This window comes from Pannonibacter sp. XCT-53 (assembly GCF_009915765.1).
Taxonomy (GTDB): Bacteria; Pseudomonadota; Alphaproteobacteria; order Rhizobiales; family Stappiaceae; genus Pannonibacter; species Pannonibacter tanglangensis.
Genome location: NZ_JAABLQ010000001.1, coordinates 2743442 through 2767905, shown reverse-complemented (window position 1 = coordinate 2767905; position 24464 = coordinate 2743442). Strand labels below are relative to the sequence as shown.

22 protein-coding genes are annotated in these 24464 nt (G+C 66.4%); 9 read left to right on the top strand and 13 right to left on the bottom strand.

The genetic code is table 11. The features are described from left to right. Positions 1 to 112 precede the first annotated feature (112 nt). From GWI72_RS12320 to GWI72_RS12310, 3 genes are all read right to left on the bottom strand, one after another. Positions 113 to 871, bottom strand: a complete 759-nt coding sequence (locus GWI72_RS12320) for a 16S rRNA (uracil(1498)-N(3))-methyltransferase (protein WP_161708801.1) — start codon at positions 869 to 871, stop codon at positions 113 to 115. A gap of 171 nt (positions 872 to 1042) precedes the next feature. Beyond that, positions 1043 to 4183 (bottom strand): efflux RND transporter permease subunit, encoded by a 3141-nt coding sequence (locus tag GWI72_RS12315; protein WP_161708800.1) that lies wholly within the window; start codon positions 4181 to 4183, stop codon positions 1043 to 1045. A 4-nt stretch (positions 4184 to 4187) separates the two neighbouring features. Continuing rightward, the gene (locus GWI72_RS12310; protein WP_161676498.1) at positions 4188 to 5309 is read right to left on the bottom strand and encodes an efflux RND transporter periplasmic adaptor subunit; all 1122 of its coding nucleotides are present in this window, start codon (positions 5307 to 5309) and stop codon (positions 4188 to 4190) included. Between the two features lie 505 nt (positions 5310 to 5814). Between GWI72_RS12310 and GWI72_RS12305 the strand changes: the two genes are divergently transcribed. Further along, on the top strand, positions 5815 to 6465 hold the full coding sequence (locus GWI72_RS12305) for a TetR/AcrR family transcriptional regulator (protein ID WP_208995839.1): 651 nt from the start codon (positions 5815 to 5817) through the stop codon (positions 6463 to 6465). A gap of 227 nt (positions 6466 to 6692) precedes the next feature. Here the strand turns inward: GWI72_RS12305 and GWI72_RS12300 are convergent, their stop codons facing one another. Continuing rightward, the gene (locus GWI72_RS12300; RefSeq protein WP_161676497.1) at positions 6693 to 7034 is read right to left on the bottom strand and encodes a DUF1127 domain-containing protein; all 342 of its coding nucleotides are present in this window, start codon (positions 7032 to 7034) and stop codon (positions 6693 to 6695) included. A gap of 394 nt (positions 7035 to 7428) precedes the next feature. Here GWI72_RS12300 and GWI72_RS12295 point away from each other — a divergent pair, with 394 nt between their 5' ends. Continuing rightward, positions 7429 to 8307, top strand: coding sequence for a LysR substrate-binding domain-containing protein (locus GWI72_RS12295; RefSeq protein WP_161676496.1), 879 nt, complete (start codon positions 7429 to 7431; stop codon positions 8305 to 8307). Between the two features lie 39 nt (positions 8308 to 8346). Then, the gene (locus tag GWI72_RS12290) at positions 8347 to 9027 is read left to right on the top strand and encodes a glutathione S-transferase family protein (protein ID WP_161676495.1); all 681 of its coding nucleotides are present in this window, start codon (positions 8347 to 8349) and stop codon (positions 9025 to 9027) included. 29 nt (positions 9028 to 9056) lie between these two features. Here the strand turns inward: GWI72_RS12290 and GWI72_RS12285 are convergent, their stop codons facing one another. From GWI72_RS12285 to GWI72_RS12270, 4 genes are all read right to left on the bottom strand, one after another. Continuing rightward, entirely contained in the window at positions 9057 to 9914 is an 858-nt protein-coding gene (locus tag GWI72_RS12285) for an OmpA/MotB family protein (RefSeq protein ID WP_161676494.1), read from the bottom strand. 19 nt (positions 9915 to 9933) lie between these two features. Beyond that, the gene (locus tag GWI72_RS12280; RefSeq protein ID WP_161676493.1) at positions 9934 to 10704 is read right to left on the bottom strand and encodes a motility protein A; all 771 of its coding nucleotides are present in this window, start codon (positions 10702 to 10704) and stop codon (positions 9934 to 9936) included. Between the two features lie 408 nt (positions 10705 to 11112). After that, positions 11113 to 12033 (bottom strand): DMT family transporter, encoded by a 921-nt coding sequence (locus GWI72_RS12275; RefSeq protein WP_161708799.1) that lies wholly within the window; start codon positions 12031 to 12033, stop codon positions 11113 to 11115. 94 nt (positions 12034 to 12127) lie between these two features. Then, on the bottom strand, positions 12128 to 12637 hold the full coding sequence (locus GWI72_RS12270; protein ID WP_244314235.1) for a hypothetical protein: 510 nt from the start codon (positions 12635 to 12637) through the stop codon (positions 12128 to 12130). Positions 12638 to 12864: 227 nt separating this feature from the next. On the opposite strand from GWI72_RS12270, the gene GWI72_RS12265 reads away from it, so the two are divergent. Continuing rightward, positions 12865 to 13569 (top strand): type 1 glutamine amidotransferase, encoded by a 705-nt coding sequence (locus GWI72_RS12265; RefSeq protein WP_161676490.1) that lies wholly within the window; start codon positions 12865 to 12867, stop codon positions 13567 to 13569. 29 nt (positions 13570 to 13598) lie between these two features. Here GWI72_RS12265 and GWI72_RS12260 read toward each other — a convergent pair whose 3' ends face one another. Together GWI72_RS12260 and GWI72_RS12255 are read right to left on the bottom strand one after the other, a co-directional pair. Continuing rightward, positions 13599 to 14762 carry an alpha-hydroxy acid oxidase gene (locus GWI72_RS12260; RefSeq protein ID WP_161708797.1) on the bottom strand — a complete coding sequence of 388 codons (1164 nt, stop codon included), beginning with the start codon at positions 14760 to 14762 and terminating at the stop codon, positions 13599 to 13601. A gap of 68 nt (positions 14763 to 14830) precedes the next feature. Then, positions 14831 to 15664 (bottom strand): FadR/GntR family transcriptional regulator, encoded by an 834-nt coding sequence (locus GWI72_RS12255; protein WP_161708796.1) that lies wholly within the window; start codon positions 15662 to 15664, stop codon positions 14831 to 14833. A gap of 177 nt (positions 15665 to 15841) precedes the next feature. Between GWI72_RS12255 and GWI72_RS12250 the strand changes: the two genes are divergently transcribed. Next, positions 15842 to 17200 carry a DUF3422 family protein gene (locus GWI72_RS12250; RefSeq protein WP_161708795.1) on the top strand — a complete coding sequence of 453 codons (1359 nt, stop codon included), beginning with the start codon at positions 15842 to 15844 and terminating at the stop codon, positions 17198 to 17200. A 99-nt stretch (positions 17201 to 17299) separates the two neighbouring features. Here the strand turns inward: GWI72_RS12250 and GWI72_RS12245 are convergent, their stop codons facing one another. After that, positions 17300 to 17695, bottom strand: a complete 396-nt coding sequence (locus GWI72_RS12245) for a c-type cytochrome (protein WP_161708794.1) — start codon at positions 17693 to 17695, stop codon at positions 17300 to 17302. A 140-nt stretch (positions 17696 to 17835) separates the two neighbouring features. Beyond that, positions 17836 to 18786: a LysR family transcriptional regulator gene (locus tag GWI72_RS12240; protein WP_161708793.1), complete on the bottom strand. Its 951-nt coding sequence runs from the start codon at positions 18784 to 18786 to the stop codon at positions 17836 to 17838. A gap of 203 nt (positions 18787 to 18989) precedes the next feature. On the opposite strand from GWI72_RS12240, the gene GWI72_RS12235 reads away from it, so the two are divergent. The 4 genes from GWI72_RS12235 (at position 18990) to GWI72_RS12220 (ending at position 23952) form a co-directional block, all read left to right on the top strand. Next, complete coding sequence (locus GWI72_RS12235; protein WP_161708792.1) at positions 18990 to 20486, top strand: FAD-linked oxidase C-terminal domain-containing protein; 1497 nt, start codon at positions 18990 to 18992, stop codon at positions 20484 to 20486. Between the two features lie 14 nt (positions 20487 to 20500). Then, positions 20501 to 21721, top strand: coding sequence for an FAD-binding protein (locus GWI72_RS12230; RefSeq protein WP_161708791.1), 1221 nt, complete (start codon positions 20501 to 20503; stop codon positions 21719 to 21721). 48 nt (positions 21722 to 21769) lie between these two features. Then, positions 21770 to 23098, top strand: a complete 1329-nt coding sequence (glcF, locus tag GWI72_RS12225) for a glycolate oxidase subunit GlcF (protein WP_161708790.1) — start codon at positions 21770 to 21772, stop codon at positions 23096 to 23098. Between the two features lie 269 nt (positions 23099 to 23367). Continuing rightward, entirely contained in the window at positions 23368 to 23952 is a 585-nt protein-coding gene (locus tag GWI72_RS12220) for a hypothetical protein (protein WP_161708789.1), read from the top strand. A gap of 23 nt (positions 23953 to 23975) precedes the next feature. On the opposite strand, the gene GWI72_RS20010 is transcribed toward GWI72_RS12220, so the two are convergent. Next, the gene (locus GWI72_RS20010) at positions 23976 to 24404 is read right to left on the bottom strand and encodes a hypothetical protein (protein ID WP_209000100.1); all 429 of its coding nucleotides are present in this window, start codon (positions 24402 to 24404) and stop codon (positions 23976 to 23978) included. Positions 24405 to 24464: the final 60 nt, after the last annotated feature.

Below are 24464 nucleotides of genomic sequence, written 5' to 3'. Positions count from 1 at the left end.
AACAAACATCTCGTTTCACAATTGCGCGATCCACCGCGCGGCAAGTCAGGTCAGTCGGGTCAGTCGGGTCAGTCCACTCGGTCCGTCGTCCTGCTCCGGTCACGCGGCCGGATCATCTCCAGTCACCAAGCACCGCCTGCACCACGGCGAAGGCGGCGACGGCGGCCGTGTCGGCCCTCAGCACGCGCGGTCCGAGCGGGATCGGCGTCACGAAGGGCTGGCGGCGCAGCAGGGCCCGCTCCTCCTCCGAGAAGCCGCCCTCCGGTCCGATCAGCAGCGCCAGCGGCCGTGCGCCCTCCGCCTTCAGGGCCTCGAGCGGGCCAAGCGGGTTCTGGCTTGCCTCGCCTTCATCGCAGAAGATCAGCTGGCGGTCCGGGGCCTCCCTGCTCCAGCCCGCGATGACGTCGGCCAGCGGCCGCGGCTCGCGCACCTCGGCCAGCTGCAGGATGCCGCATTGTTCGGCCGCCTCGACGACATTGGCCGCCATCCGCTCCGTGTTGACCCGCGCCGCCTGGGTATGGCGGGTGATCACCGGCGACAGGCGCGAGGCGCCCATTTCCACGGCCTTCTGCACCATGTAGTCGAGCCGGGCGTGTTTCAGCGGGGCAAAGAGATAGTCGAAGTCGCTCGGCGCCGGTTGCGGCCGGGTCTGTTCGGCGGGAACCAGCGCACAGGTCTTGCGCGTCGGGGTCTCGACCGTCGCCCGCCATTCGCCGTCCCGGCCGTTGAACAGCAGCACCTCGTCGCCGGCCTGCAGTCGCAGCACGTTCAGGAGATAGTTCGCCTGGTCCTTGCTGGCGGTCACGGCCTCGGCCGGGCGGAGCGGGGCGTCGACATGGACGCGCTGCATGCGGAACTCGTATCGGGGCATCGGGCTACACGGCGGGTTGGCGGGCGGGGCATCCGGTGGCGGCGATCCGGGATGGCGCTCCGGTCGGGTGAGGGGGGCGAGGCGCGGGGCGCTGGCCGGCCAGCCGTGCGGCGCCTGCGCCGGAACGGCCGCCGCCGCCCGCTGGCAGGCGGGCGGCGGTGCCGGGTCGGGTCAGGCGTTGGCCGGGACGCCGCCTGCTGCGCCGTCCGGGGCGTCAGCCGGCGTTGCCGCCCGGGCAGCGTGCCCGCTGTCGGCGGACGCGGGTGCCGGCGTGCCGGTCTCGTCATGCGCGCGGTCCGAGTGGCCGATGTACATGTAGAACATCGGCACCACGAACAGCGTGAACAGCGTGCCCACCGACATGCCGGTGCAGATCACCAGACCGATCGAGTAGCGCGCGGCCGCGCCTGCGCCGTCGGCAATCACCAGCGGGATGACGCCCAGCACCATGGCGCCGGTGGTCATCAGGATCGGACGCAGGCGTTCGCGCGCGGCCTCCACGATCGCCTGTGCCTTGGTCCGCCCGTGCAGCTCGCGCTGCGCATTGGCGAACTCGACCATCAGGATGCCGTGCTTGGTGATGAGGCCGACCAGCGTGATCATGCCCACCTGGGTGTAGATGTTGAGCGATCCGGCCCCCAGGAACAGCGGCACGATGGCGCCGAAGATCGACAGCGGCACCGACATCATGATGATGAACGGATCGCGGAAGCTCTCGAACTGGGCTGCCAGCACCAGGTAGATGACGACGACGGCGAGGGCGAAGGCGACGAGGATCGTGTTGCCTTCCTTGACCTCGAGGCGCGACTGGCCGGCATAGTCCTCGAAGAAGCCTTCCGGCATCTCCTCGGCCGCGATCCGTTGCAGCGTCGCCAGCGCCGTGCCCGTCGTCACGCCCGGCATGGGCAGGGCCGACAGGGTGGCCGAGTTCAGCTGGTTGAACTGGTCGATCGAGGTGGCGGTCGCATCGGTCTGGATCCGCACCACCGAGGACAGCGGCACCATGGCCCCGCCGTTGGCGCGGACATAAAGCTCGCCCAGCAGCTCCGGGTTCATGCGGAAGTCCTTGCCCACCTGCGGGATGATGTCGTAGGCGCGACCGTCGCGGTCGAACTTGGACACCGACGCCCCGCCGACGAGGATGTTCAGCGTCTGGCCGATGGCCGAGACGGGAACGCCCAGGGCTGCGGCGCGATCGCGGTCGATCAGCACCGTCGTGCGCGGCTTGTCGAAGGAGGCCGAGTTCTGCACCACGATGAACTGGCCGGTGGCCATGGCCTTCTGGCGGATCTGCTCGGACACCTCGTAGACCTGTTCGGCCGAGCCGGTCGTCTGCAGCACGAACTGCACCGGCAGGCCGCCGCCGGAGCCCGGCAGCGAGGGCGGGGCGAACACGAAGGCTTCCACGCCGGCCGACCGGTTGAGGCCCGCCTGCACCTTCTGCTGCACCTGGTCCTGCGTCACGTCGCGCTGGTCCCACGGCTTCAGCACCCAGATCGCGAAGGCGGAGTTGGTGCCGCCCATGCCGACGATCTGGAACCGCGCCTCCACGCCCGGCGCGTCATCCGTCAGGGCATAGAACTGGTCGGTGTAGAGCTGGGTGTAGTCCGAGGTGGCATATTCCGGGCCCTGGACGACCGAGAACAGGGCGCCCTGGTCCTCGTCCGGCGCCAGCTCGGAGCTGGTGTGCATGAACATGTAGCCGGTGGTGCCCATCAGGCCCAGCACCAGCACGAGCGTTGCCGGCTTGTAGCGCAGCGAGGACTCCAGCCGCCGGCCGTACCAGTTGGCAAGGCCGGTGAAGATCTTGTCGACGAAGTGCTGGAACCTGGTCGGTTCCGCCGACAAGAGCCGCGCGGACATCATCGGTGACAGCGTCACCGCCACGAAGCCGGAGATGAACACCGCGCCGGCCAGCGTGAAGGCGAACTCGCGGAACAGGGCGCCGGTCAGGCCGGAGGCGAAGCCGATCGGCGCATAGACCGCGCCGAGCGTGATGGTCATGGCCACGACCGGGCCGAAGATCTCGCGCATGCCGACAATGGCGGCATCGAGCGGCTTCTTGCCCTCTTCCAGGTGCCGGTGGATGTTCTCCACCACCACGATCGCGTCGTCCACCACGAGACCGATGGCCAGCACCATGGCCAGCAGCGTCAGCGTGTTGAGCGAGTAGTCGAGCCCCCAGAGGAAGAAGCACACGCCGACAAGCGACAGCGGGATGGTGACGATGGGGATCAGCACCGCCCGGAACGAGCCGAGGAACAAAAGGATCACCAGGATCACGATCACCACCGCCTCGGCGATGGTCTTGAACACTTCCTCGATCGAGGCGCTGATGAACTCGGTCGAGTCATAGACCACGGTCACGGTCATGCCCTGCGGCAGGTTTTCCTGCAGCTTCGGCAGCGCGTCGCGCACGCCCTGGGCGGTGTCCAGCGGGTTGGCGGACGGCGTCGGCATGATGCCGAGGAAGATGCCGCCCTGGCCGTTGAACGACACGCGCGTGTCGGTGCTCTTGGAGCCCAGCTCCACCCGCGCCACGTCGCGCAGGCGCACCACATCGGTGCCGTCCGAGCGCACCGGCAGGGCCTCGAAGGCCTCCGGCGACTGCAGCGTCGTCTTGGTCTCGATCTGGTAGGCGACGTATTCGTTCTCGGTCTTGCCCGGGGCGGAGAGGAAGTTGGCCTGCTGGATGGCGGCCAGGACCTCCGCAGCCGTGACATTGCGCGAGGCCAGCCGGATCGGATCGATCCAGATGCGCATCGAGAAGGTCTGCTCGCCGAGGATCTGGGCGTCGGCGACGCCCTCGACGATGGAGAGCTGCGGCTGGATCACGCGCGAGGTGAACTCGGTGATTTCCTGCGGCGACATCACGTCCGACAGCACGGTCAGATACATGATGGCGAAGGACTGGCCGGTGCCCTTCTGGATCACCGGATCCTCGGCCTCCTGCGGCAGCCGGCTGCGCACCTGCTGCACCTTGGAGATCACCTCGGTCAGCGCCTTGTCCGGGTCAGTGTTGAGCTTCATGTTGACGGTGACCGTCGACATGCCGAGCGAGCTCTTGGAGGTGACGTAGTCCACGCCCTCGGCCGAGGCGACGGCCTTGGCGATCGGCGTCGTGATGAAGCCCTGGATCAGCTCCGAGCTGGCGCCGACGAAGATCGTGTTCACCGTGATCACGGTTTCCTCGATCTTCGGATACTGGCGGATCGACATGTTGACGATGCCCTGGGCCCCCATGAGGAGGATCAGGAGACTGACCACCGTCGACAGCACCGGTCGACGGATGAAGATTTCGGAGAAATTCATCGCGTCAGCCCCCGATCTTCATCTCGGCCGTGGCCGGATTGACCGTGTTGTCGATGGTCACGGTGTTGCCGACGCTGAGCTTGTTCTGGCCGGCGCTGACGATCTGGTCGCCTGCGGACAGGCCCTTGGTCACCTCGATCTGGCCCCCGAAGCGGCGGCCCGTCGTCACGAAGACCTGGCGCACGATCAGCTGCTTGGCGTTGGCGTCGCCTTCCTTGGCCTCCTCGACGACCTTGAAGACATAGGTGCCGTAAAGGCTCTGCACCACGGCGGTCTGCGGCAGGGCGATCACGTCCGGCTCGGTCGGCAGGACCACGCGCACGAAGGCGAACTGGCCCGGATAGAGCGCGCCGTCGGCGTTCTCCACCTCGGCCTGCAGCGAGATCAGGCGCGACTGCGGGTCGATCTTGGGGTCGATGCCGGTGATCTTGCCGACATGGGTGTAGCTGCCCTCGCTCAGGCCGACCTGCACCGGCTGGCCGATCTTCAGCTCCGTCAGCTGCTGTTCCGGCACGCTGAAGTCGACCTTCATCACCTTGAGGTCCTGCAGCGTGGCAATCGCCGTGCCGGCCGGCACGTACTGGCCGACGTCGATCCGCGAGATGCCGATCGTGCCGGAGAAGGGCGCCACGATCTTCTTCTGGTTGATCGCCGCCTGCACGCGCTCCAGCTGCGAGCGCGAGGCGTCAAGCGCGGCGGTGGCGTTGTCCAGGTTCTGGGTCGAGTTGAAGCCGCGGTCGTTCAGGGTCGAGGCGCGGCGCAGCGCCTGGCTGTCGCGCTCGACATTCGCCTTCGCCGCGATCAGGTCCGCCTGCTCGGTCTCGTCGTCGAGCTGGACCAGCAGCATGCCCTCGGTCACCTCCTGGTTGGAGGTGAAGGAGATCTGCTTGACGATGCCCGAGGTCCGCGCCGGCACGTCGACGCCCTGGCGGGCGCGCACGGTGCCGATGGACTCAATGCCCGGCGTCCAGTCCTCGGGCTTCACCTCGACGGTCGAGACCGTCACCGGCGGGCGCGGCTGCGCAAAGTACTGCGCGATCATCTGTCCCCGGAAGTCGTTGAAGAAGTAGGCGCCGTAGCCGAGACCGGCAACGACAGCGAGGGCGAGGATAAGGCGAATGATCATGGAACCTGGCCATGCGGCCCGACTGGCCGCGCAAGAGAGCAGAACAGGGACCCCGGGGAGGGCGGGAGCCCTTTATAGCAGAGCAGGACTGCCGGCACGACAGCCCGCGCGAGGGCCCGCGCGAGGACCCGCACAACCGGGCAGCCCCCACGGAGCGGACCTTTTGCAACCAGCCCTAGCGACGTGCAGGGCCGATGTCCAGCCGGCGTCGTGGCATCCTGCAAACTGCCCTGGCTAACTGTACCGTCTGGACGGTAAAGTCAAGCCCGGGCCCGGCTGCAGGCCTTTCGGCACTGGACAGGGGTCCCCCCGCCCGGTACAGGCCCTCCCGGAACAGGCGCTCCCGTTACAGGGCCTCCCGTGAAAGGCCTGCCCGGTCCCGCCCCGGCCTTTTTTGCCGGTGGAGACGGAAGGCCGGTCGGGACGGGCCCTGCCACGCGGGACGCGGCGGTCCTTGCGGGTGTATCCTGCAGACAGACATTTGCATTTGAAAGGCGACGACGGCGTGACAGCGCAAGATGGCGACAGGGCACCGGGCCGGCGCGGCCCGCGCAACCGCGAGGCAACGCGGGAGCGGCTGATCGACGCCGCGATGGATGTCGTGTTCCAGGACGGGGCACGGCGGTTGTCGCTGGAGGCCGTGGCCGAGCGTGCCGGTGTCTCCAAGGGGGGGCTGCTCTACCATTTCCGCTCCAAGTCCGAGCTGCTTCAGGCGATGGTCGACCGTCACCTCGTCCAGCTCACCGAGGCGATCCGGGTTGCCCATGCCGAACTGACCCGCGACAACCGCCCCAATGCCCTCGTCCGGGCCTATCTGATGGCCGTCTCCGACGAGCTTTGCATGGAAACCCAGTCCCCGATGGGCCTCGTGGCTGCCATTGCCGAGGAACCGGAACTGCTTGAGCCGGTGCGCCTGCACAACGAGCGCCTTCTGGCCGACCTGCGGGCCGACAGTGAAACGCCGGAACTGGCGGAACTGGCCTTCCTCGTCGTCGAGGGGGCCTGGTACCTGAAGCTGTTCGGCCTCAACCATTTCACCCGGAGCCAGCTCGAACGGCGCCTGGAGCTGCTGACCGCGCTGCTCGCCGCGCCACCGCCCTGTTGCAGCCCGGGTCATGCGGACGGATCGCGTCCGGACGGATCTCTTCCGGACTGACCGCGTCCGGACCGGGCGCCTGACGGCCCGCCCCGCCCCTGACAATCTGGCTCCTGACAATCCGGCCCTGTCGCCGTCTCTTGTGCGTGCCCCACCAAAAAAAAGGCCCGCCACGAAGGCGGGCCAGGCAAAGTCGGCAAGGCAATCGCCGACGGGGCTGCAGGTTGGGGCTGCGGCGGCCGGGCGGGGATGGGCCGGCACACCGCATCTGGGAGAGGGCAGGACGATCAGAGGGCGAGACGCGCGGCGGGGACACGCGCCTTGCGGCCGGAGGCCGCGTCGCCGAAGGCAATGACCATGGCACCGGAGGCCGGATCGGACCGGGCCTCGTCGCCACGACCGGCCGGACGGGCCGAGCGGCCTTCGTTCAGGACCGACGACGGGTCGCGGAACAGGGGAACCCCCATCGCGGCACGGACATCGCCCCGGGTGAGGCCAATGTCGCGCAGTTGCTCGTCGGACCAGGTGGTCAGCTCTGCCACCTGACGGCGATTGCGGAATACACGCCACCCGGTCGCGACGAGACCGGACAGCCGGCTGATCAGCGGGGCAAGGGCGAGGGCGTACATGACACAAATCTCCTTCGTTTCCGGAAATACATGTTTCCGGACAAGCACTTCAGCTTTGGCAGGGCGGACGCGTCTGGGAGGTCGCTTCCGATGCGATCAAGATGCCTGCCTTCCACGAATTGATCCAACGAATGTTTCTTATGGGTTTGATCAGGATTTGTGATATGGCTGGACGCGGCCTGTATACCGCAGCGGTGTCAGGGGCCTGGCCCGTGGTCGCCCGACCGGGAGGACAGCAGCCGGACCCCGGAACCCAGTCGCCGGAACCCGCTCACCGGAACCCGCTCGCCGGAACCCGGGCACCGGGAACCGGGACCCAGGAAGCCGGGCCTCGGGAGCTGCGGCGGGCCCCGCATGAGGCCCGGACAGCGGCTGTGCGCGAGGGGAGGGAGCAATGCTGGATCTGGATCAGCTCAGGACATTCGTCGCCATCGCCGAGTATGGCAGCTTCACCCGTGCGGCCGAGGTGGTCTACAAGACCCAGTCGGCGGTCTCGATGCAGATGCGCCGGCTCGAGGAGCGAATCGGCCGGCCGATCTTTGTCCGGGATGGCCGGATGTCGCGCCTCACCGAGGACGGCGAGAAGCTTCTCCATTACGCCCGCAGGCTGGTCCAGCTCAACGACGAGACCCTGGCCGCCTTCGACGAGACCGAGGTGCAGGGCCTCGTGCGGCTCGGCACCCCGGATGACTATGCCGACCGGTTCCTGCCCGAGATTCTCGCCCGGTTTTCCCGCTCCAATCCCAAGGCCGAGGTCAGCGTGGTCTGCGCGCCCACGTCGAACCTGATCGACCTCGTGTCGGCCAACGAGCTCGACGTGGCGATCATCACCCATGTCGAGAAGCCGGACCGGCCGCAGCGCGACGAGGTGATCCGCCGCGAGCCCTTGCTGTGGGTCGTCTCGGCCCGTCATGCGGTCGAAAACCAGGAGGTGCTGCCGCTGGCGCTGGGCCGGGCCACCTGCAACTGGCGCCGGGCGGCGCTGGCGGCGCTGAACTCGGTGCGGCGCGAGCACAGGCTGCTTTACTCAAGCTGGAACTCCACCGCCGTCGGCGCGGCGGTGCTTGCCGGTCTGGCCGTCTCGGTGCTGCCGGAATCGGCGCTGCGTCCAGGCATGCGGGTGCTGAGCGAGGCCGACGGCTTTCCGAAGCTGCCCGAGTGCGAGATCGCGGTCATGCGGTCCTGGCATCAGCGGTCCCGGGTCACCGAGGCGCTGGTCGAGCACATCATTTCTTCCCTCGACAACCTGTCGGTTCCCCAGGCAGCGGAATAACCTGCCCCGGGGGACCGCTGTGACCGGAAAAGGACGGACATGCGCCTCTACATCGGCAACAAGAACTATTCGTCGTGGTCGCTGCGGCCCTGGGTCCTCATGCGCGTGCTCGACATCCCCTTCGAGGAGCGGCTTGTTCCCTTCCGCAGTGCGGAGTGGCAGGCGGTCGAGGAGCTGTCGCCGACCGGGCGTGTGCCCTGTCTGGTCGATGGCGAGCGGCTGGTGTGGGATTCGCTGGCCATCACCGAGTATCTGGCCGAAATCCGCTCCGAAGTATGGCCGGCCGACCGCACGGCCCGCGCCTTTGCCCGGTCCGTTGCGGCCGAGATGCACTCCGGCTTCCAGGCCCTGCGCGCCATGTGCAGCATGAACTGTGGCCTCAAGGTCAGGCTTTCTGCCGTCACGCCGGCCGTGGCGCGCGACTGGGCGCGCATCGATGCGCTCTGGCAGGACGGTCTGTCGCGTTTCGGCGGTCCGTTCCTGGCGGGCACGGGCTTCACGGCGGCGGATGCCTTCTATGCCCCGGTCGCCTTCCGGGCCCGTACCTACGCCCCGGACCTGTCGCCTGCCTCTTCCGCTTATGTCGCACGGCTCCTCGACCTGCCGGCGATGCAGGACTGGTTCCGTGCCGCCCTCGCCGAACCCTGGCGCGACGCCCCGCACGAGGCCGAGATCCTCGCCGCCGGAACGATCCTCGAGGACCTGCGCCAGGCTGGCTGATTCTCGCGGGCGGTTGCGCCTGCGGTGGATCAGTTCGGCAAGACCGGGGCCGAATGCATCAGCAGGATTTCCACACGTCGGTTGCCGGAGAGGAAGGGGTCGTTGATGAACAGCGGTTCCGTGTCGGACTTTCCCGTCACCGACATGAACTGGTCCGTCGCCACGCCGCCTTCCTCGAGCAGCTCCTTGACGACAATGGCCCGGTTCACAGACAGGCGCCAGTTTTCCGTGGCCTGCATTGCGTTCCAGGCCCGCGAGGTGTGGCCGCTGATCGTCACCTGGTTCGGCATCTGGCCGATCACGGGGGCCAGACGCTTCAGGAGCATGCGGATGGTTTCCGAGGGCTGGACCGAGCCCTCGGCAAACATGGCGCGTCCGTCCTGGTCGACGATCCGGATGTGAAGCCCTTCCTCGCTCTCTTCCATCATCACGTGTTTTGAAACTTCGGCAATGTCGGGCATGCTTTGCAGGGCTTGCCGCAACGTCGCTGCGGCCGAGGCAAATCGGCGCGTGTCCTGCTCGCCGCCGTTCTGCTGGATCTGGGAGGTCGGCAGCCCGAACTGGCTGTTGCCCTCGCCCTTGTCTTGCGTTTCGGCCGTGTTTGTCTGCGCCTGAGCCGGTGGGGTCTCGTCCGGCCGGCGGATCTCCACGTCATGCAGGTTGGTCCGGACGGGCAGGCCGTCGATCTCGACCATGCCTGCCATCCGGGAATCCTTGCTCGATCCGAAGGCTTCCTGCATCGAGCCGACCACGGCCATCAGCTTGGCCTTGTCCTGGGATGAAAAGGCGGCGACGACGACGAAGAAGGACATCAGTAGACCCATCAGGTCTGCGAAGGTCACGAACCAGCCATGCCCGCCGTGGGCGTGTTTTTTCTTGCGCGCCATGGTGTTTGCCCGTCAGCCGTCAGGCTGCTTCTGCTGCTTCGTCGGAGCGCATCTTGCGCGGCATGTAGGCCTGGAGCATTTCCCGCACGAGAGCCGGGCTCTTGGCTTCGCAGACCGCGATGGTCCCGTCGATGATCATGCTCTCGGAGATCTCGTCGTGTGTCAGGTGATACTCGAGCTTCTCGGCGATGGGCATGCAGATGAAGTTGGCGAGCACCGCACCATAGAGCGTCGCAAGGAGGGCGATCGCCATGAACGGCCCGAGCTTGGTCGGGTCCGACATGTTCATGAACATCTGCACCATGCCGATCAGTGTGCCGACCATGCCGAAGGCCGGGGCGCAGTCGCCGATGGACTTGTAAACCTTCACGCCAGTCTCGAGGCGGTGGGCTTCAAGGTCGCGGTCAAGTTCCAGCGACATCCGGATGAAATCCTTGTCGTACCCGTCCGCCACCATGCGGATTGCCTTGGCAAGATAAGGATCGTCGAACGACATGGTTTCCAGTGCCACGGGGCCCTTGCGCTTGTAGAGGCTGGAGATCTCGTCGAAGGCCGCAATGATCTCGTGGGCATGCATGCGTCTGTGCGAGATGGAATACATCAGTCCGGCCTTCAGGCCGGTCCCGATCTCTTTCAGGGGGAAGCGTATGCAGGTTGCAGCCACCACGCCGCCGGCAATGGTTACACCGGCATGCATGTTGAGGAAGCCCATCGGATCCCCCTCGTAGGTCACGAGGAACACCAGAACCACGACCGCCACAACGGCGCCGATGATCGTTGAAAAGTCCATGGCGTACTCCGCACGTAACCATCTCGCTGAAGGCTGCATCGTTGTCCTTCAGTCGGGGCAGCCTACGCCCATGAACATTAATCACACCTTGCACGGATCAAAAGAATCTGGCGTCGCATTTACTTTCAATTTTAATGCAAACAAAGAACTAATTGTAAGTAAAATTTGTTAATTCGGTGAGATTGTCCTCTTTTCTTTGCAGCTTGGCAACGATTTCAATGCAGTTGGCGTTGCTGTGTCATCGTGATACGTCCGGATGCCTGAATACAGGGTCGGCCGGTGCCGGCACTTGTTCTGGGCGTTACTCGACCGGGCCGGACTGGATCTCCGGGAAGACCCTCAACTCAAACCGCTTGTCATGCCGATAGGGAAAAGATCCAAGCTGATTTTATCAGTCTTGCGGTCCGGCTAGCGTGCCCGCAGCATCATGACGTTGCCGGCCATCACCAGGACGAGGCCGGCGAGGGCCGGCAGCGTCCAGGTGTAGTTCTCCACCACCGTCGACACCGTCAGCGCCACCACCGGAAAGATGACGGTGGCATAGCCCGCCCGCGCCGACCCGATCCGGCCGAGCAGGGTCAGGTAGGACGCGAAGGCGAGGACGGAGGCGATCACGGCCAGATAGACGAGGCTGCCGAGATAGAGCGGGGTCAGCGGCACGGCAAAGCTGTCGCCCCGGAGCAGGCAGAACAGGCCGAGGAACCCGGCCCCGTAGATCATGCCCCAGGTCGTCGCCGGACGCACCGCCAGCCCCGACCTCTGGTTCGAGGCCGAGATCATGTTGCCGGTGCAGAAGGACAGGGTACCGGCCACGCAGAGGGCCAGCCCGGTGGCGGCCCCGAGGTTCAGGTCCGCACCCATGATCTGCGGCCAGAACATCAGCGCGATGCCGCTGAACCCGGTCAGTCCCGCGCCCACCATCACCGCCTTCGGCTTCTGCCCGAACATGAGGAAGGCCAGGAGCAGGTTGAACACCGAGGCGAGCGAGAACACCACCGCCAGCAGCCCCGACGGCAGGAACTGCGCGCCGTAGTAGAACAGGGTGAAGTTGGTCGAGAAGATGCAGGCCCCCAGTCCGGCGAAGCGCAGATGCGTCGCCGCCGGATAGGCGAGCAGGCGGTCGCGGGCCGCAAGGCTCCAGCCGAGCATGACAAGGGCTGCCAGCACGAAGCGCCAGAACACCGACACCTCCGGCGGCACGTCGCCCACCTGACCCTTCATGGCGATCCAGCTGAACCCCCAGGCAAAGATCGTCATCCCGTAGAGGCCGAGATCGGTGGAGGACAGGCGAGGGGCGCCCGTGTCGGAAAGGGGGGTGGCCAGGGACATGAATTCTCCCGCGCGGGCGCGTTTTTGTCGTGGTGTGGCGCACCATGTCCCGGCGCGACCGATCTGACAAATGAGACTTCTTGAACCCATCCATTCACGATGCTGAAGCATCGCCCGCCGAGGCATGCCAGATCGGCTGGTAGCCGGCCGCCAGCACGTGCCGCGTGAGAGGCGGGGTCAGCACCTCGGCCAGCCCGCTTGCCCCGTCTGTCCCTCCTGCCGTCGCGGGGGCGTATCCGCTGGCCGACCAGCGCAGCAAGCCCTTGGCGGAAATGGCAAGAAAGGCATCGCCCTGCTGCAGCAGCGTGCCGGCGGGCAAGCGCCCGGACGCGTGCCGGAGATCGACCTGAAGGCGGGTCCCACGCCCGGCGCCCCGCCCGGCACCCCGCTCGGCGGCGAGCGCGCGGTCCAGCGCGTCCGCGTCGGATCTGCCCCCCATGCCAGGGGCTTGGCTTGCCAGGGTCGCAAAGCTCCGGGCCGCCTCGCGGCGGCACTCGAAACAGGGCCGATGGCCTGCGGCGAGCGCCGTCACCTCGTCCAGGAAGAACAGTTCGGTGTAGCCCCGGCCCATGACCTGACGCCGTCGCCCCTTGAACGCGAGCACGCAACAGATCCAGCGCCGTGATGCCTGTGTCCTGATTATCTCTTTTGTTTCAATATCATGGATCCGCCCGCCGCGGTTGCCCATGACGGTCCCGCGCGCCGGTTCCGCCCTCACGCTCCCGTCCGGCCAGACCCTGTTCCGATACGCCATCGCTTGAACACCTGTTGACGGATCGCAGGATATCGCCAATTCACTTGCCCAGCGACTGTCTTGCCGGAGCCTTTTGGATGCGCGTGCTGGCCATCGAGAATTATCATGACACGCCCTATGGCAATGTCGGCCGGGCCCTTGCCGACGCGGGCGTCGAGGTCGTCAGCGTCCGCGCCTTCGCCGGCGAGCCGCTGCCCGACGGGATCGGCGACCATGCCGGCCTCGTGGTCTTCGGCGGCGGCCAGAATGCGCTGGATGACGCCGGTTCGCCTTTTCTGCCAAGGGTTTGCGAGCTCATTCGCGGCTTCCACGCCGCCGACCGTCCGGTCATGGGCATCTGCCTCGGGTCGCAGCTGATCGCCCGCAGCTTCGGCGGGCGCAACATCATCGGCCGGCCGATCGAGTTCGGCTGGCACGATGTCACGCCGACCGGGGCCGGCCGCACGGACCCGGTCTTTTCCGCGCTGGGCACCGGCGCGCCGCTGTTCCACTGGCACAACGACACGTTCGAGCTGCCCGAGGGGGCCGTTCACCTCGCCACCAGCCGCCAGACGCAGAACCAGGGGTTCCGCCTCGGCCGGGCAACGTATGCCTTCCAGTTCCACTTCGAGGCGGCCTTGCCGGAAGTTCTCGAATGGTCTCAAGGCTTTGCCGACACGATCGCGCGGGATGCGCCGGACTGGACGGCCCGCCTCCCGGCCGAGGCCGACCGCCATGCCGCACGCGCCGACGCGACCGGCATGGCGCTGGCCAGCAACTGGGTCCGCCTGCTTCAGGGCTGAGCGGACCAGGGTCCGCTGTCGCCGCGGCCTCAGCTCCAGCGGTCGGCGAAATCGGCCGGCAGCAGCAGGTTGTGGCGACCGAGCCCGGCCACCGACCGCTCGCCGCACAGCGCCATGGTGACGTCCAGCTCCTTGTGGATCACCTCGAGCGCCCGCGTCACGCCGGCCTCGCCCATCGCGCCAAGACCGTAGACAAAGGCCCGCCCGATCATGGTTCCCCGGGCGCCAAGGGCCAGCGCCTTCAGCACGTCCTGGCCCGACCGGATGCCGCTGTCCAGATGCACCTCGATCTTGTCGCCGACGGCGTCCATGATCTTCGGCAGCATGCGGATCGAGCTCAGCGCCCCGTCCAGTTGCCGCCCGCCGTGGTTGGACACGACGATCGCATCCGCGCCCACATCCAGCGCCCGCCGTGCGTCCTCCGCATCGAGGATCCCCTTCAGGATCACCGGCCCGTCCCACCAGCTGCGGAACTCGCGGATGCGGTTCCAGTCAAGGGACGGATCAAAGGCTTCCGCCGTCCAGCTGCTCAGCGACGAGGGATCGGTCACGCCCTTGGCATGGCCGACGATGTTGCCGAAGAAGCGGCGCCTGGTCTGCAGCATCTCGAGACCCCACGGCACCTTGGTGGCCAGGTTCAGGATCGAGGACGGCGTCAGCTTCGGGGGGGCGCTGAGGCCGTTCTTCAGGTCCTTGTGCCGCTGGCCCAGCACCTGCAGGTCGACGGTGATGACCAGTGCCGAACATTTCGCGTCCTTTGCCCGGGCAAAGAGGCGCTTCATGAAGTCATCGTCCTTCAGCGTGTAGACCTGGAACCAGAAGGGCTTGCTGGTGTGGCTGGCCACATCCTCGATCGAGCAGATCGACATGGTCGACAGCGTGAAGGGCACGCCGAACTTTTCCGCCGCCCGGGCAGCCTTGATCTCGCCGTCGGCCGACTGCATGCCGCACAGGCCGACCGGGGCGAGCGCCACCGGCATCTTGCAGTCCTGCCCGACCATGCGTGTGGCCGTACTGCGGCCGGCCATGTCCACCGCCACGCGCTGCCGCAGCCGGATCTCGTCGAAGTCCGACGAGTTTTCCCGGAAGGTCTGCTCGGTCCAGCTTCCGGTCTCGGCATAGTCGTAGAACATCTTCGGCACGCGGCGCTTGTACAGCCGCTTGAGATCCTCGATCTCGGTAATGATCGGCATGTGGTCTGGTCCTCCCAAAGAGATCCGGCGCCTGGCCGGGTGCTGTCCGCGGGGTGCTCGTCCGGGTCTCACGCCCCGGGATCGCTGCTCCGCGCTGGCCTGTGGTCCTGTCTGGTGCGGCTGCGCCGCGGCGTCGGAAGGCCGGCCAGCCGCCGGTCAAGCCGCAGGCTCGAGACGGCATCGCGGGCGCTGTCACGCGCGGCTTCGGCCAGGGCGCTGCGAACGAAATCGATGTGTGCGACCGCCGCCTGCCGGGCGCCGACGGCATCACGCGCCAGGATCCGCTCCAGGATCGCGCGGTGCTGCTCGAGCAGCGCCACGCGCGCGCCCGGATGCCCGAACAGCCGCTGCTGGCTGAAATAGACGCCCGTCTCCAGGAGCCGGTAGCAGGCGCGCAACGTGTGCAGCAGGATCATGTTGTGCGCCGCCTCGCCGATCGCCTGATGAAACTCCACATCGAGGCGCGCATCCGTCGCATGGTCGTCCGTCTCCAGCGCCGCCGCCATTGCCTCGACGATGCGCGACAGCAGGGCGCGGTCGGCGGCCGTTGCCCGTTCCGCCGCGCGTCCGGCCGCCAGGGCCTCCACGTCGCTGCGGAACTCCAGATAGTCCTCGATCGCCGCCGGGTGGCGCGCGACGAGGGCGACCAGCGGTTCGGAAAAGACGGAGCCGATGAGATCGGCCACATAGGTGCCGCCGCCCGGCCGGCTGACGAGCAGTCCGCGATCCTCGAGGGTCTTCAGGGCCTCGCGCAGGATCGGACGGGAGACATCGACCTGGGTGACCAGGTCGCGTTCGGCCGGAAGCCGGTCGCCCGGACGCAGGATGCCGCGCAGGATCAGGGCCTCGACCTGCTCGACCACCGCATCGGCCGTCCTGACGTGACTGATCCTCGTGAACATGGGGCTTGCTCCTCTCCGGACAATTGGTCAAAAAATTTGTCCAATTGCAAGCCCTTTACGGGGCGCCGCTTGTCCCGGGACAGGCGTTCTGTCGCGGAAGCGCCATTTCGCCATTTGGCGCATGACAAGCCCCCTGTCGGTGCGGCACCTTGGGAGGGATGCGGCGGAGGTGCGGTGATGACGGGGCCTGACGGGACAGCAGCAAGCGGCACACGATTGCCCTCCTTCGAGCGTCATCCGCTGCGGGCGGCCGTGCTCGGCGAGATCCATGCCCGCCCATTCCGGCCGCTCGAAAGTCCGCGCCTGGTGCTGCATTTCGCCTTCACGGTCGATCCGGACGGCGCGCGGCAGGACCGCGCCTGGTATGCCGGGCTGTGCGCGAGCCATGGCACGGCCGGGCCCGGCGAGAGCGACCGCTCCCATGTGCTGCCCATTGCGGGCGGGCTGCTGCGCTGGGAGCAGCACGCGGAGTTCATCACCTACACGTTCGACGCCGCACCGGTCGGCGAGCATCCCTTTGGTCCTGCGCCTGCGGGCAACCCGTTCGGCGCCGAGTTCCGGGCGCCCGGGCCGATGCTGGCAGCGGCCCGTCTGGACGTTGTCGAGGCGCCGGGCCTTGAAGAGTTCGATCTGGCGCGCTGGTTCGATCCCGCAAGCCTGGCCGCGCTCCAGTCCGAAGAAGGGCGGGCAACGGCCGTCACCGACTTTCGTCAGGACGGAGACGGCCTGACCCGCATTCTCCTGGTCAACAGCGGGATGGGGGCGAGCCAGACCGGCGCGCTGGCGCAGCGGCTCATCGAGGTGGAAACCTACCGGACGCTGGCGCTCATGGGGCTGCCGATGGCGATGCAGCACGCCCCGGACGTGCGCCGCATCGAGCAGGCGCTGGTCAAGCTGACCAACGGCATGCGCAACGCCAACGGCATCGAGCACAACCGCGAACTGCTCGAGCAGTTGTCCGGCCTTGCGGCGGATCTGGAGGCGGGGGCTGCGGCAAGTGCCTATCGCTTCGGCGCAAGCCGGGCCTACCACGACATCGTGCAGGCCCGGCTTGGAACCATCGACGAGGCCCCGGTGCCGGGGCTCCTTGCCATGTCGTCCTTCCTCGCGCGCCGGCTCGCCCCGGCCATGCGCACCATCCAGTCGCTGGAAGAACGGCAGAACAACCTGTCGCGCAAGCTGGCCCGCGCCTCGACCCTGCTCAGGACGCGGGTCGACGTCGACATGGAACGCCAGAACCGGGATCTGCTTGATTCCATGAACCAGCGGGCGCGCATGCAGCTGCGCCTGCAACAGACGGTCGAAGGGCTGTCGGTGGCCGCCGTCAGCTACTACGTCGTCGGTCTGGTGGGATATCTCGCAAAGGGCCTGTCTGAGGCCGGTCTGCCGATACCAGATCCGGGCCTGGTGGCCGGCGTCTCCGTGCCGCTTGTGGTGCTTGCCATCTGGTGGACCATGCGCCGGATCCGGGCCTATCACGCCGACCCGGACGAGACGCGTCCGGAGGAGAAGGGGCCAGATGCGAAACGTCCCTGACGTGAAACTGCACTGATGTGAAACGCACTGGCGGGCGAAACAAAACGGCCCCGGCGGTCTCCGCAACGGAGACGGCCGGGGCCGTGGCATTGGTCCGGATTACTTCTTCGAGCCGTCCGCGTTGTACTGAGCCAGATAGGCGATCACGCCCTTCAGCTCTTCTTCCTTCTTCAGGCCGACAAAGGCCATCTTGTTCTTCGGGATGAAGCCCTTCGGGTCGGCGAGATAGCCGGTGAGGTTGGCTTCGTCCCACACCTTGCCGGCGCCGAACTCGGTCATGGCCGGGGAGTACTTGAAGTCGGCAATCGAGGCGATCGGGCGACCGACGATGCCGTTCAGCACCGGGCCAACCTTGTTCTTCGCATCCGGGCCGACTGCATGGCAGGCGGCGCATTTCTTGAAGGCCTTCTCGCCCTCGGCGATGTCACCTGCGGCATGGGATACGGTGGTAAGGGCCATCAGGGCAAGACCTGCGGCAATGCTAAGCTTCATCATCGTTTTCTCTCCCTCCTGCGAAACCGGCCTCCGGCCGGACGCTTGAGTTGTTTGAACATGAACCCAAGGCAGAAAGCAGGCAAGACAGCGCGGCGTGATGCCGCGTTCGCGCGCGATCGGGCCACTTCGGCCCCGAGGGTTCATTCTGCAGCCGTGGCCGAGTGAGGGGTCTCGCTCAGCCATTGTTCAAGACCGGCATCCCAATAGGGCGCCGGGCCGTAAAGCTGGGCCAGGAAGTCGATGAACACCCTAACCTTGGCCGGCAGGAACCGCCGGCTCGGATAGACCGCGTGCAGCCCGACCTCCTTCGAGGCGCGGAAGGCCGGCAGCACGATTCGCAACTTGCCCTCCCGGAGCTCCGGTCCGATATCCCAGGTCGACCGCAGCGCAATGCCGACGCCGGCGATCACGGCCTCGCGCACCACCTCCGACGAGTTGGTCCGCAGCGGCGCGCTGACGCGCACGATCTCCGGCCCGTGTGGCCCCACCAGCCGCCAGGGATCCTGGGCCGCGGCGGCGATGCGCACATGGTTGTCGATCAGGTCCTGCAGCGACGTGGGCTCGCCCTGCCGCGCCAGATAGGCCGGCGCCGCGCAGAGCACCCGGTGCACCGGCGCAAGCCGGCGCGCAACCAGGCTGGAATCCGACAGTTCCGCAATGCGGATCGCAAGATCATAGCCGTCGCCGACGATGTCGACGAAGTCGTCGGACAGGTCGAGATTGAGCGACAGGTCCGGATTGGCCTCGAGGAACCGGCCAAGATGCGGGGCCACATGCAGCCGGCCGAAGGACGTGGGCGCGCTGACCTTCAGGGTTCCGCGCGCCTGCGCCGAGCCCCGGGTGACGAAGGTCTCGGCTTCCTCGACACTGGCAAGGATGGCCAGCACCCGGTCATAGAACCCCTGGCCGGCCTCGGTCAGGGCAATCTGGCGGGTGGTGCGTTGCAGCAGGCGGGTTCCGAGACGGTCTTCCAGACGACGGATGCGTTTCGACACGACGGCCGGCGACAGTGACATTTCGCGCCCGGCAGCGGACATGCTGCCAGCGGTGACCACCCTCGCGAAGATTTCCATGTCCGTCAGGTTGCTCATTTGTGACCGGTCGGAAAGAGTTCTAGGAAAAGTCCCGATGTTTCCCCGATGACAGAAGTTTGCCAGACTGCCTGACATGCGGGGTCGGTTGGATGCCAGAACGCCGCAGGAGGACACTCCGGCACCAAACCGACCTTGTGCGCATTTACGCAGTGACGGACAAACTCGGATCACGTCTTTCGCGTGACGGAAAGGGAGGGGAGATGGTCGGGATCGCCATGCCGGCGCCGGACCGGGGCGTGCTTGCACGCCGCGACGAGATCGTGGCCGCGCTGAAGGCCATCGTGCCGGGGGAGGGGGTCATCGACGCCCTGACCGAAATGCGCCCCTACGAGACCGATGCGCTGACTGCCTACCGGCAGATGCCGCTGGTCGTGGTGCTGCCGGAGACGGTGGACCAGGTCTCCCGCATCCTGCGTTACTGTTACGAGAACGAGGTCAAGGTGGTCCCGCGCGGTGCGGGCACCTCGCTGTCCGGTGGCGCGCTGCCGCTGGCCGATGGCGTCCTGATGTCGATGATGAAGTTCAACCGCATCCTCGACATCGACTTCCCCAACCGCGCCGTGATCGCCCAGCCCGGCGTCACCAATCTCGGCATCACCCGCGCGGTGGAGCATGAGGGCTTCTATTACGCGCCGGACCCGTCGTCGCAGATCGCCTGTTCCATCGGCGGCAACATTGCGGAGAACTCCGGCGGCGTGCATTGCCTGAAATACGGCCTGACCACCAACAACGTGCTGGGCCTGGAGATGGTGCTGATCACCGGCGAGGTGATCCGCCTCGGTGGCAAGCACATGGAGGCGGAGGGCTATGACCTCCTCGCGCTGATGACCGGCTCGGAAGGCCTGCTCGGCGTCGTCACCGAAGTGACCGTGCGCATCCTGCAGAAGCCGGAGACCGCGCGGGCCGCGCTGGTCGGCTTCCCGACCTCCGAGGACGGCGGGCGCTGTGTTGCCGACATCATCGCCGCAGGCATCATTCCCGGCGGCATGGAGATGATGGACGGCCCGGCGATCCAGGCTGCCGAGGACTACGTCAACGCCGGCTATCCGCGCGATGCCGAGGCGCTGCTGATCGTCGAGCTGGACGGGCCGGAAGCGGAGGTGGACTTCCTGCTGGCCCGCGTCGAGGAGATCGCCCGCGCCAACCGCGCCGGCTATCTGCGCGTCTCGACCAGCGAGGAAGAGCGGCTGGTGTTCTGGGCCGGGCGCAAGTCGGCCTTCCCGGCGGTGGGGCGCATCTCGCCGGACTATCTCTGCATGGACGGGACCATTCCGCGCCGCGAGCTGCCGCGCGTGCTGGCCGGCATGCGCGAGCTCTCCGTCAAGCACGGCCTGCGCTGCGCCAACGTGTTCCACGCCGGTGACGGCAACCTGCATCCGCTGATCCTCTATGACGCCAACAAGCCCGGCGAACTGGAGGCGGCGGAAGCCTTCGGCGCCGACATCCTGCGGCTCTGCGTGGCTGTCGGCGGGGTGCTGACCGGCGAGCATGGCGTGGGCATCGAGAAGCGCGACCTGATGCCGGAAATGTTCTCCGAGGACGACCTGAAGCAGCAGCAGCGGGTGAAATGTGCCTTTGACGACAAGCACCTGCTCAATCCGGGCAAGGTCTTCCCGGTGCTGCACCGCTGCGCCGACCTCGGGATGATGCATGTCCACAAGGGCCAGCTCGCCTTCCCCGACATTCCGCGCTTCTGATCGGATCCGACGCGATGACCCATTCCGCCCTCACGCCCACCACCGCCGAAGAGATGCGCGACGTCCTGGCCTATGCCGCCGCCGAGGAGTTGCCCGTCGAGATCCTCGGCCAGGGCTCCAAACGCGCGCTGGGCCGGCCGGTGCAGGCGGCCCATGTGCTGGACCTGTCGCGCCTGTCCGGCGTCGAGGTCTACGAGCCGGCCGAACTGGTGCTGACGGCCAAGGCCGGCACGCCGATGGCCGAGATCGAGGCACTGGTGGCCGGCGCCGGGCAGGAGCTCTCCTTCGAGCCGATGGATTTCGGGCCGCTCCTCGGCGAGGCAGCCGGCAAGGGCACGCTCGGCGGGCTGATCGGCGCCAATCTCGCCGGGCCGCGCCGCATCAAGGCGGGCGCTGCGCGCGACCATATCCTCGGGCTCGACGCAGTATCGGGCCGCGGCGAGATCTTCCGCTCCGGCGGCCGCGTGGTGAAGAACGTCACCGGCTACGACCTGCCGCGCGCCCTGACCGGGGCCTATGGCACGCTGGCCGTGTCGACGCTGATCACGCTGAAGGTGAACCCGCGCGCCGAGACCTCGGCGAGCCTGGCGCTGAACGGCCTCTCCGATGCGGCCGCCGTTGCCGCCATGTGCGCTGCCATGGGCTCCTCGGCGGAAGTCTCGGCGGCCGCGCATCTGCCGGAAGGCATCTGCCAGCGGCTCGGTGTTGCGGGCGAGGACCGACCGGGGCCGGTGACGCTGCTGCGCCTCGAAGGCTTCGGCCCGTCGGTCGAGTACCGCTTTGCCAATCTGGCGAGGCGGCTGGCCGAGTTTGGCCCGGCGGAACGGATCGGCGATGCGGCCTCGAAGGCGCTCTGGCAGGCCGTGCGCGACGTGATCCCCTTTGCCGGCAGCCGCAATCCGGTGTGGCGCGTCTCCGTGCCGCCGGCCTCCGGCGCCGAACTGATGCAGCGCTTGCGCAGCATGATGCCGGTGGAAGGCTTCTACGACTGGAGCGGCGGGCTGTTGTGGCTGCAGATGCTGGACGGCGAGGTGCATGACGTGCCGCTGCGCGCGGCCATCGCCGATCACGGCGGCGGGCACGCGACCCTGATCCGGGCGAGCGCGGCGACCCGGGCCGCCGTGCCGGTGTTCCAGCCGCAGCCTGCCCCGCTGGCCGCGCTGAGCCGCCGGCTGAAGGCGCAGTTCGACCCGAAAGGCATTCTCAATCCGGGCCGCATGGTCGCCGACGCCTGAGCGCGCCGCCTTCCGCCCGACCCCGAGCCCTCACCGCAAGGTTGACCGATGCAGACGAATTTCACGCCCGAACAGCTTGCCGATCCGCATGTGGCCGATGCGGAGAAGATCCTGCGCAAATGCGTCCATTGCGGCTTCTGCACGGCGACCTGCCCGACCTTCGCGCTGCTGGGCGACGAGCTCGACAGCCCGCGCGGGCGCATCTACCTCATCAAGGACATGCTGGAGAACAACCGGCCGGCGGACGAGAAGGTGGTGAAGCACATCGACCGCTGCCTGTCGTGCCTGTCCTGCATGACCACGTGCCCGTCGGGGGTGCATTACATGCATCTCGTCGACCATGCCCGCGCGCATATCGAGAAGACCTACCGCCGGCCGCTGACCGACCGGCTGATCCGGTCGCTGCTGGCGGCCGTGCTGCCTTATCCGGGGCGTTTCCGGCTGGCGCTGGTCGGCGCCTTTGCGGCACGGCCCTTCGCCGGGCTGATGAAAAGCTTCGGCGGGCCCTTTGCCAAGCTGGGCGCGATGCTGGATCTGGCGCCGGCACGCGCACCGGGCCGGGCGCAGTGCGAGGGACCGGCGGCCTTCGCGCCGTCGGCCCCGAAACGCGGCCGGGTGGCGCTGCTCACCGGTTGCGCCCAGCCGGTGCTGGCCCCGTCGATCAACGACGCGACGATCCGCCTTTTGACGCGGGCAGGCTATGAAGTCGTGCTGCCCAAGGGCGAGACCTGTTGCGGCGCGCTGGTGCATCACATGGGCCGCGAGGAGGCCGCCCTTGCGAACGCCAGGCAGAATGTCGAAGCCTGGACGCGCGAGCTGGAAGCCGGCGGGCTGGAGGCGATCCTGATCACCGCCTCGGGCTGCGGCACCACGATCAAGGATTACGGTTACATGCTGAAGCATGACGCCGCATGGGCCGAAAAAGCCGCCCGGGTGTCGGGCCTTGCCAGGGACATCACCGAGTTCCTGGCAACGCTGGATCTCGGCGCGCCCGTGCGGCCCGGCAACATGACGGTTGCCTATCATTCGGCCTGCTCGATGCAGCACGGCCAGAAGATCACGCGCCAGCCGAAGGAGCTGCTCAAGGCCGCCGGCTTCACGGTGAAGGATGTGCCGGAAGGCCATCTGTGCTGCGGCTCGGCCGGCACCTACAACATCCTGCAGCCGGAAATCGCGACGCGTCTCCGGGACCGCAAGGTCGCCAACATCGAGAAGACGAAACCGGACCTGATCGCCGCCGGCAACATCGGCTGCATGACGCAGATCGGCAAGGGCACCGGCCTTCCCGTCATCCACACGGCCGAACTGCTCGACTGGGCCTACGGCGGCCCGGAACCGGAAGGCTTTGAGCGTCTGCAGCGCCAGCCGGTGCACTGACCGGCTGGGAGCGGGTTTCGCCGGTCAGTCCGCCGTCCCCGGCTGCACGGGAGTGCGGTCGGGCTGGGGCGGTACGGGTTTGCCGGCGAGGCGCAGGGTGCGTGCCAGGAGGGTTTCGTAGATCGGCCGGCCGCCGAGCAAGCTGGTGTGTGTAGAACAAGGAAGATGAGGAGTGAAGGAAGGGTAAGTAAGAAGGAGGTGGCGCCGATAGTCTTCCAGGTTAAGATGATCGTGCGAGCTTTTGATCAAGTAGAAAGCGCTAGCGGCGCTTGGGTGATGAAGTGATAGATAAAAGATCTTTTACGTTGAGGGTGCCTGAATTTTGCTTTGAAGATTTAGGTGTCTGGCTTGAGAGGGCAGACGATCAAACGACTTCGGATGTAACGAACCTCATGCGTGAGGGTTTTGACTACAGATCGGTGAGCGCTTTGACCTATGTCGTGCGAGGGGGGGATAAAGAAAAGATCTATGAGTTTCACGTGTTGCCAAGCGGATTGAGCTTGCCAATTGTAAGCATTGAATTACGGGAGGCGCTATCAAAATACATTCTCCCGTCTGAAGCTGTCTTTGTTCCAGTTGAACTGGTAAACTTGGATCATGAGTTTAAGTGTTGGGCATTGGCTCCGACTGAGCATAGACCTTGCATCGATTTCGCAAATTCCGCCGTCCGAACTTGGTTGATTCCGGGGAAAGTCGTATTGAAATTTGATAAGGTATGCTTCCGAGAGGATGCCCGTGGCGGGAAAAGTATTGTGCGAAATTCAAATTATCCGGCGCATATCGTCATGTCCATTGAGGTTGCGGAAGTCTTTGCAAAATTTGGACGTATGGGTTGCGAAGTTGTGCCCGGTTAATGCTGTTGATTAATTTGCGATTTTCAAAGTATTTCTTTATTTCGTTTTCTGACGATAAATAATTTAAGATATTGAACATATGCGCAGATGATCTGTGTCTCAGACAGCGCCGCATCCTGACGTGAGTTCAAACGCCACCAGCTTCTGAAGCCTTCTAAGTCTTCAATCCGCCGTCCCCGGCTGCACGGGGGTGCGGTCGGGCTGGGGCGGCACGGGTTTGCCGGCGAGGCGCAGGGTGCGTTCCAGCAAGGTTTCGTAGAACGGCCGGCCGCCGAACAAGCTGGTGTGTGTAGAACAAGGGAGATGAGGAGTGAGGGGAGGGTGAGTATGAAGGAGGCGGCGCTGGTGATGTTGTCATTGATGATAGAATTCGTGATCAGCTCGCGGAAATAGGTTGAGCCCAGGGCGAGCTTAGAGATTTTTTGGATAATGTAGATTTTGCCGATACGCATGGATATAAAGAAATTTTAAGATATCTTTTAGTAAGCAAATGAAGATAATTAATCAGTTTT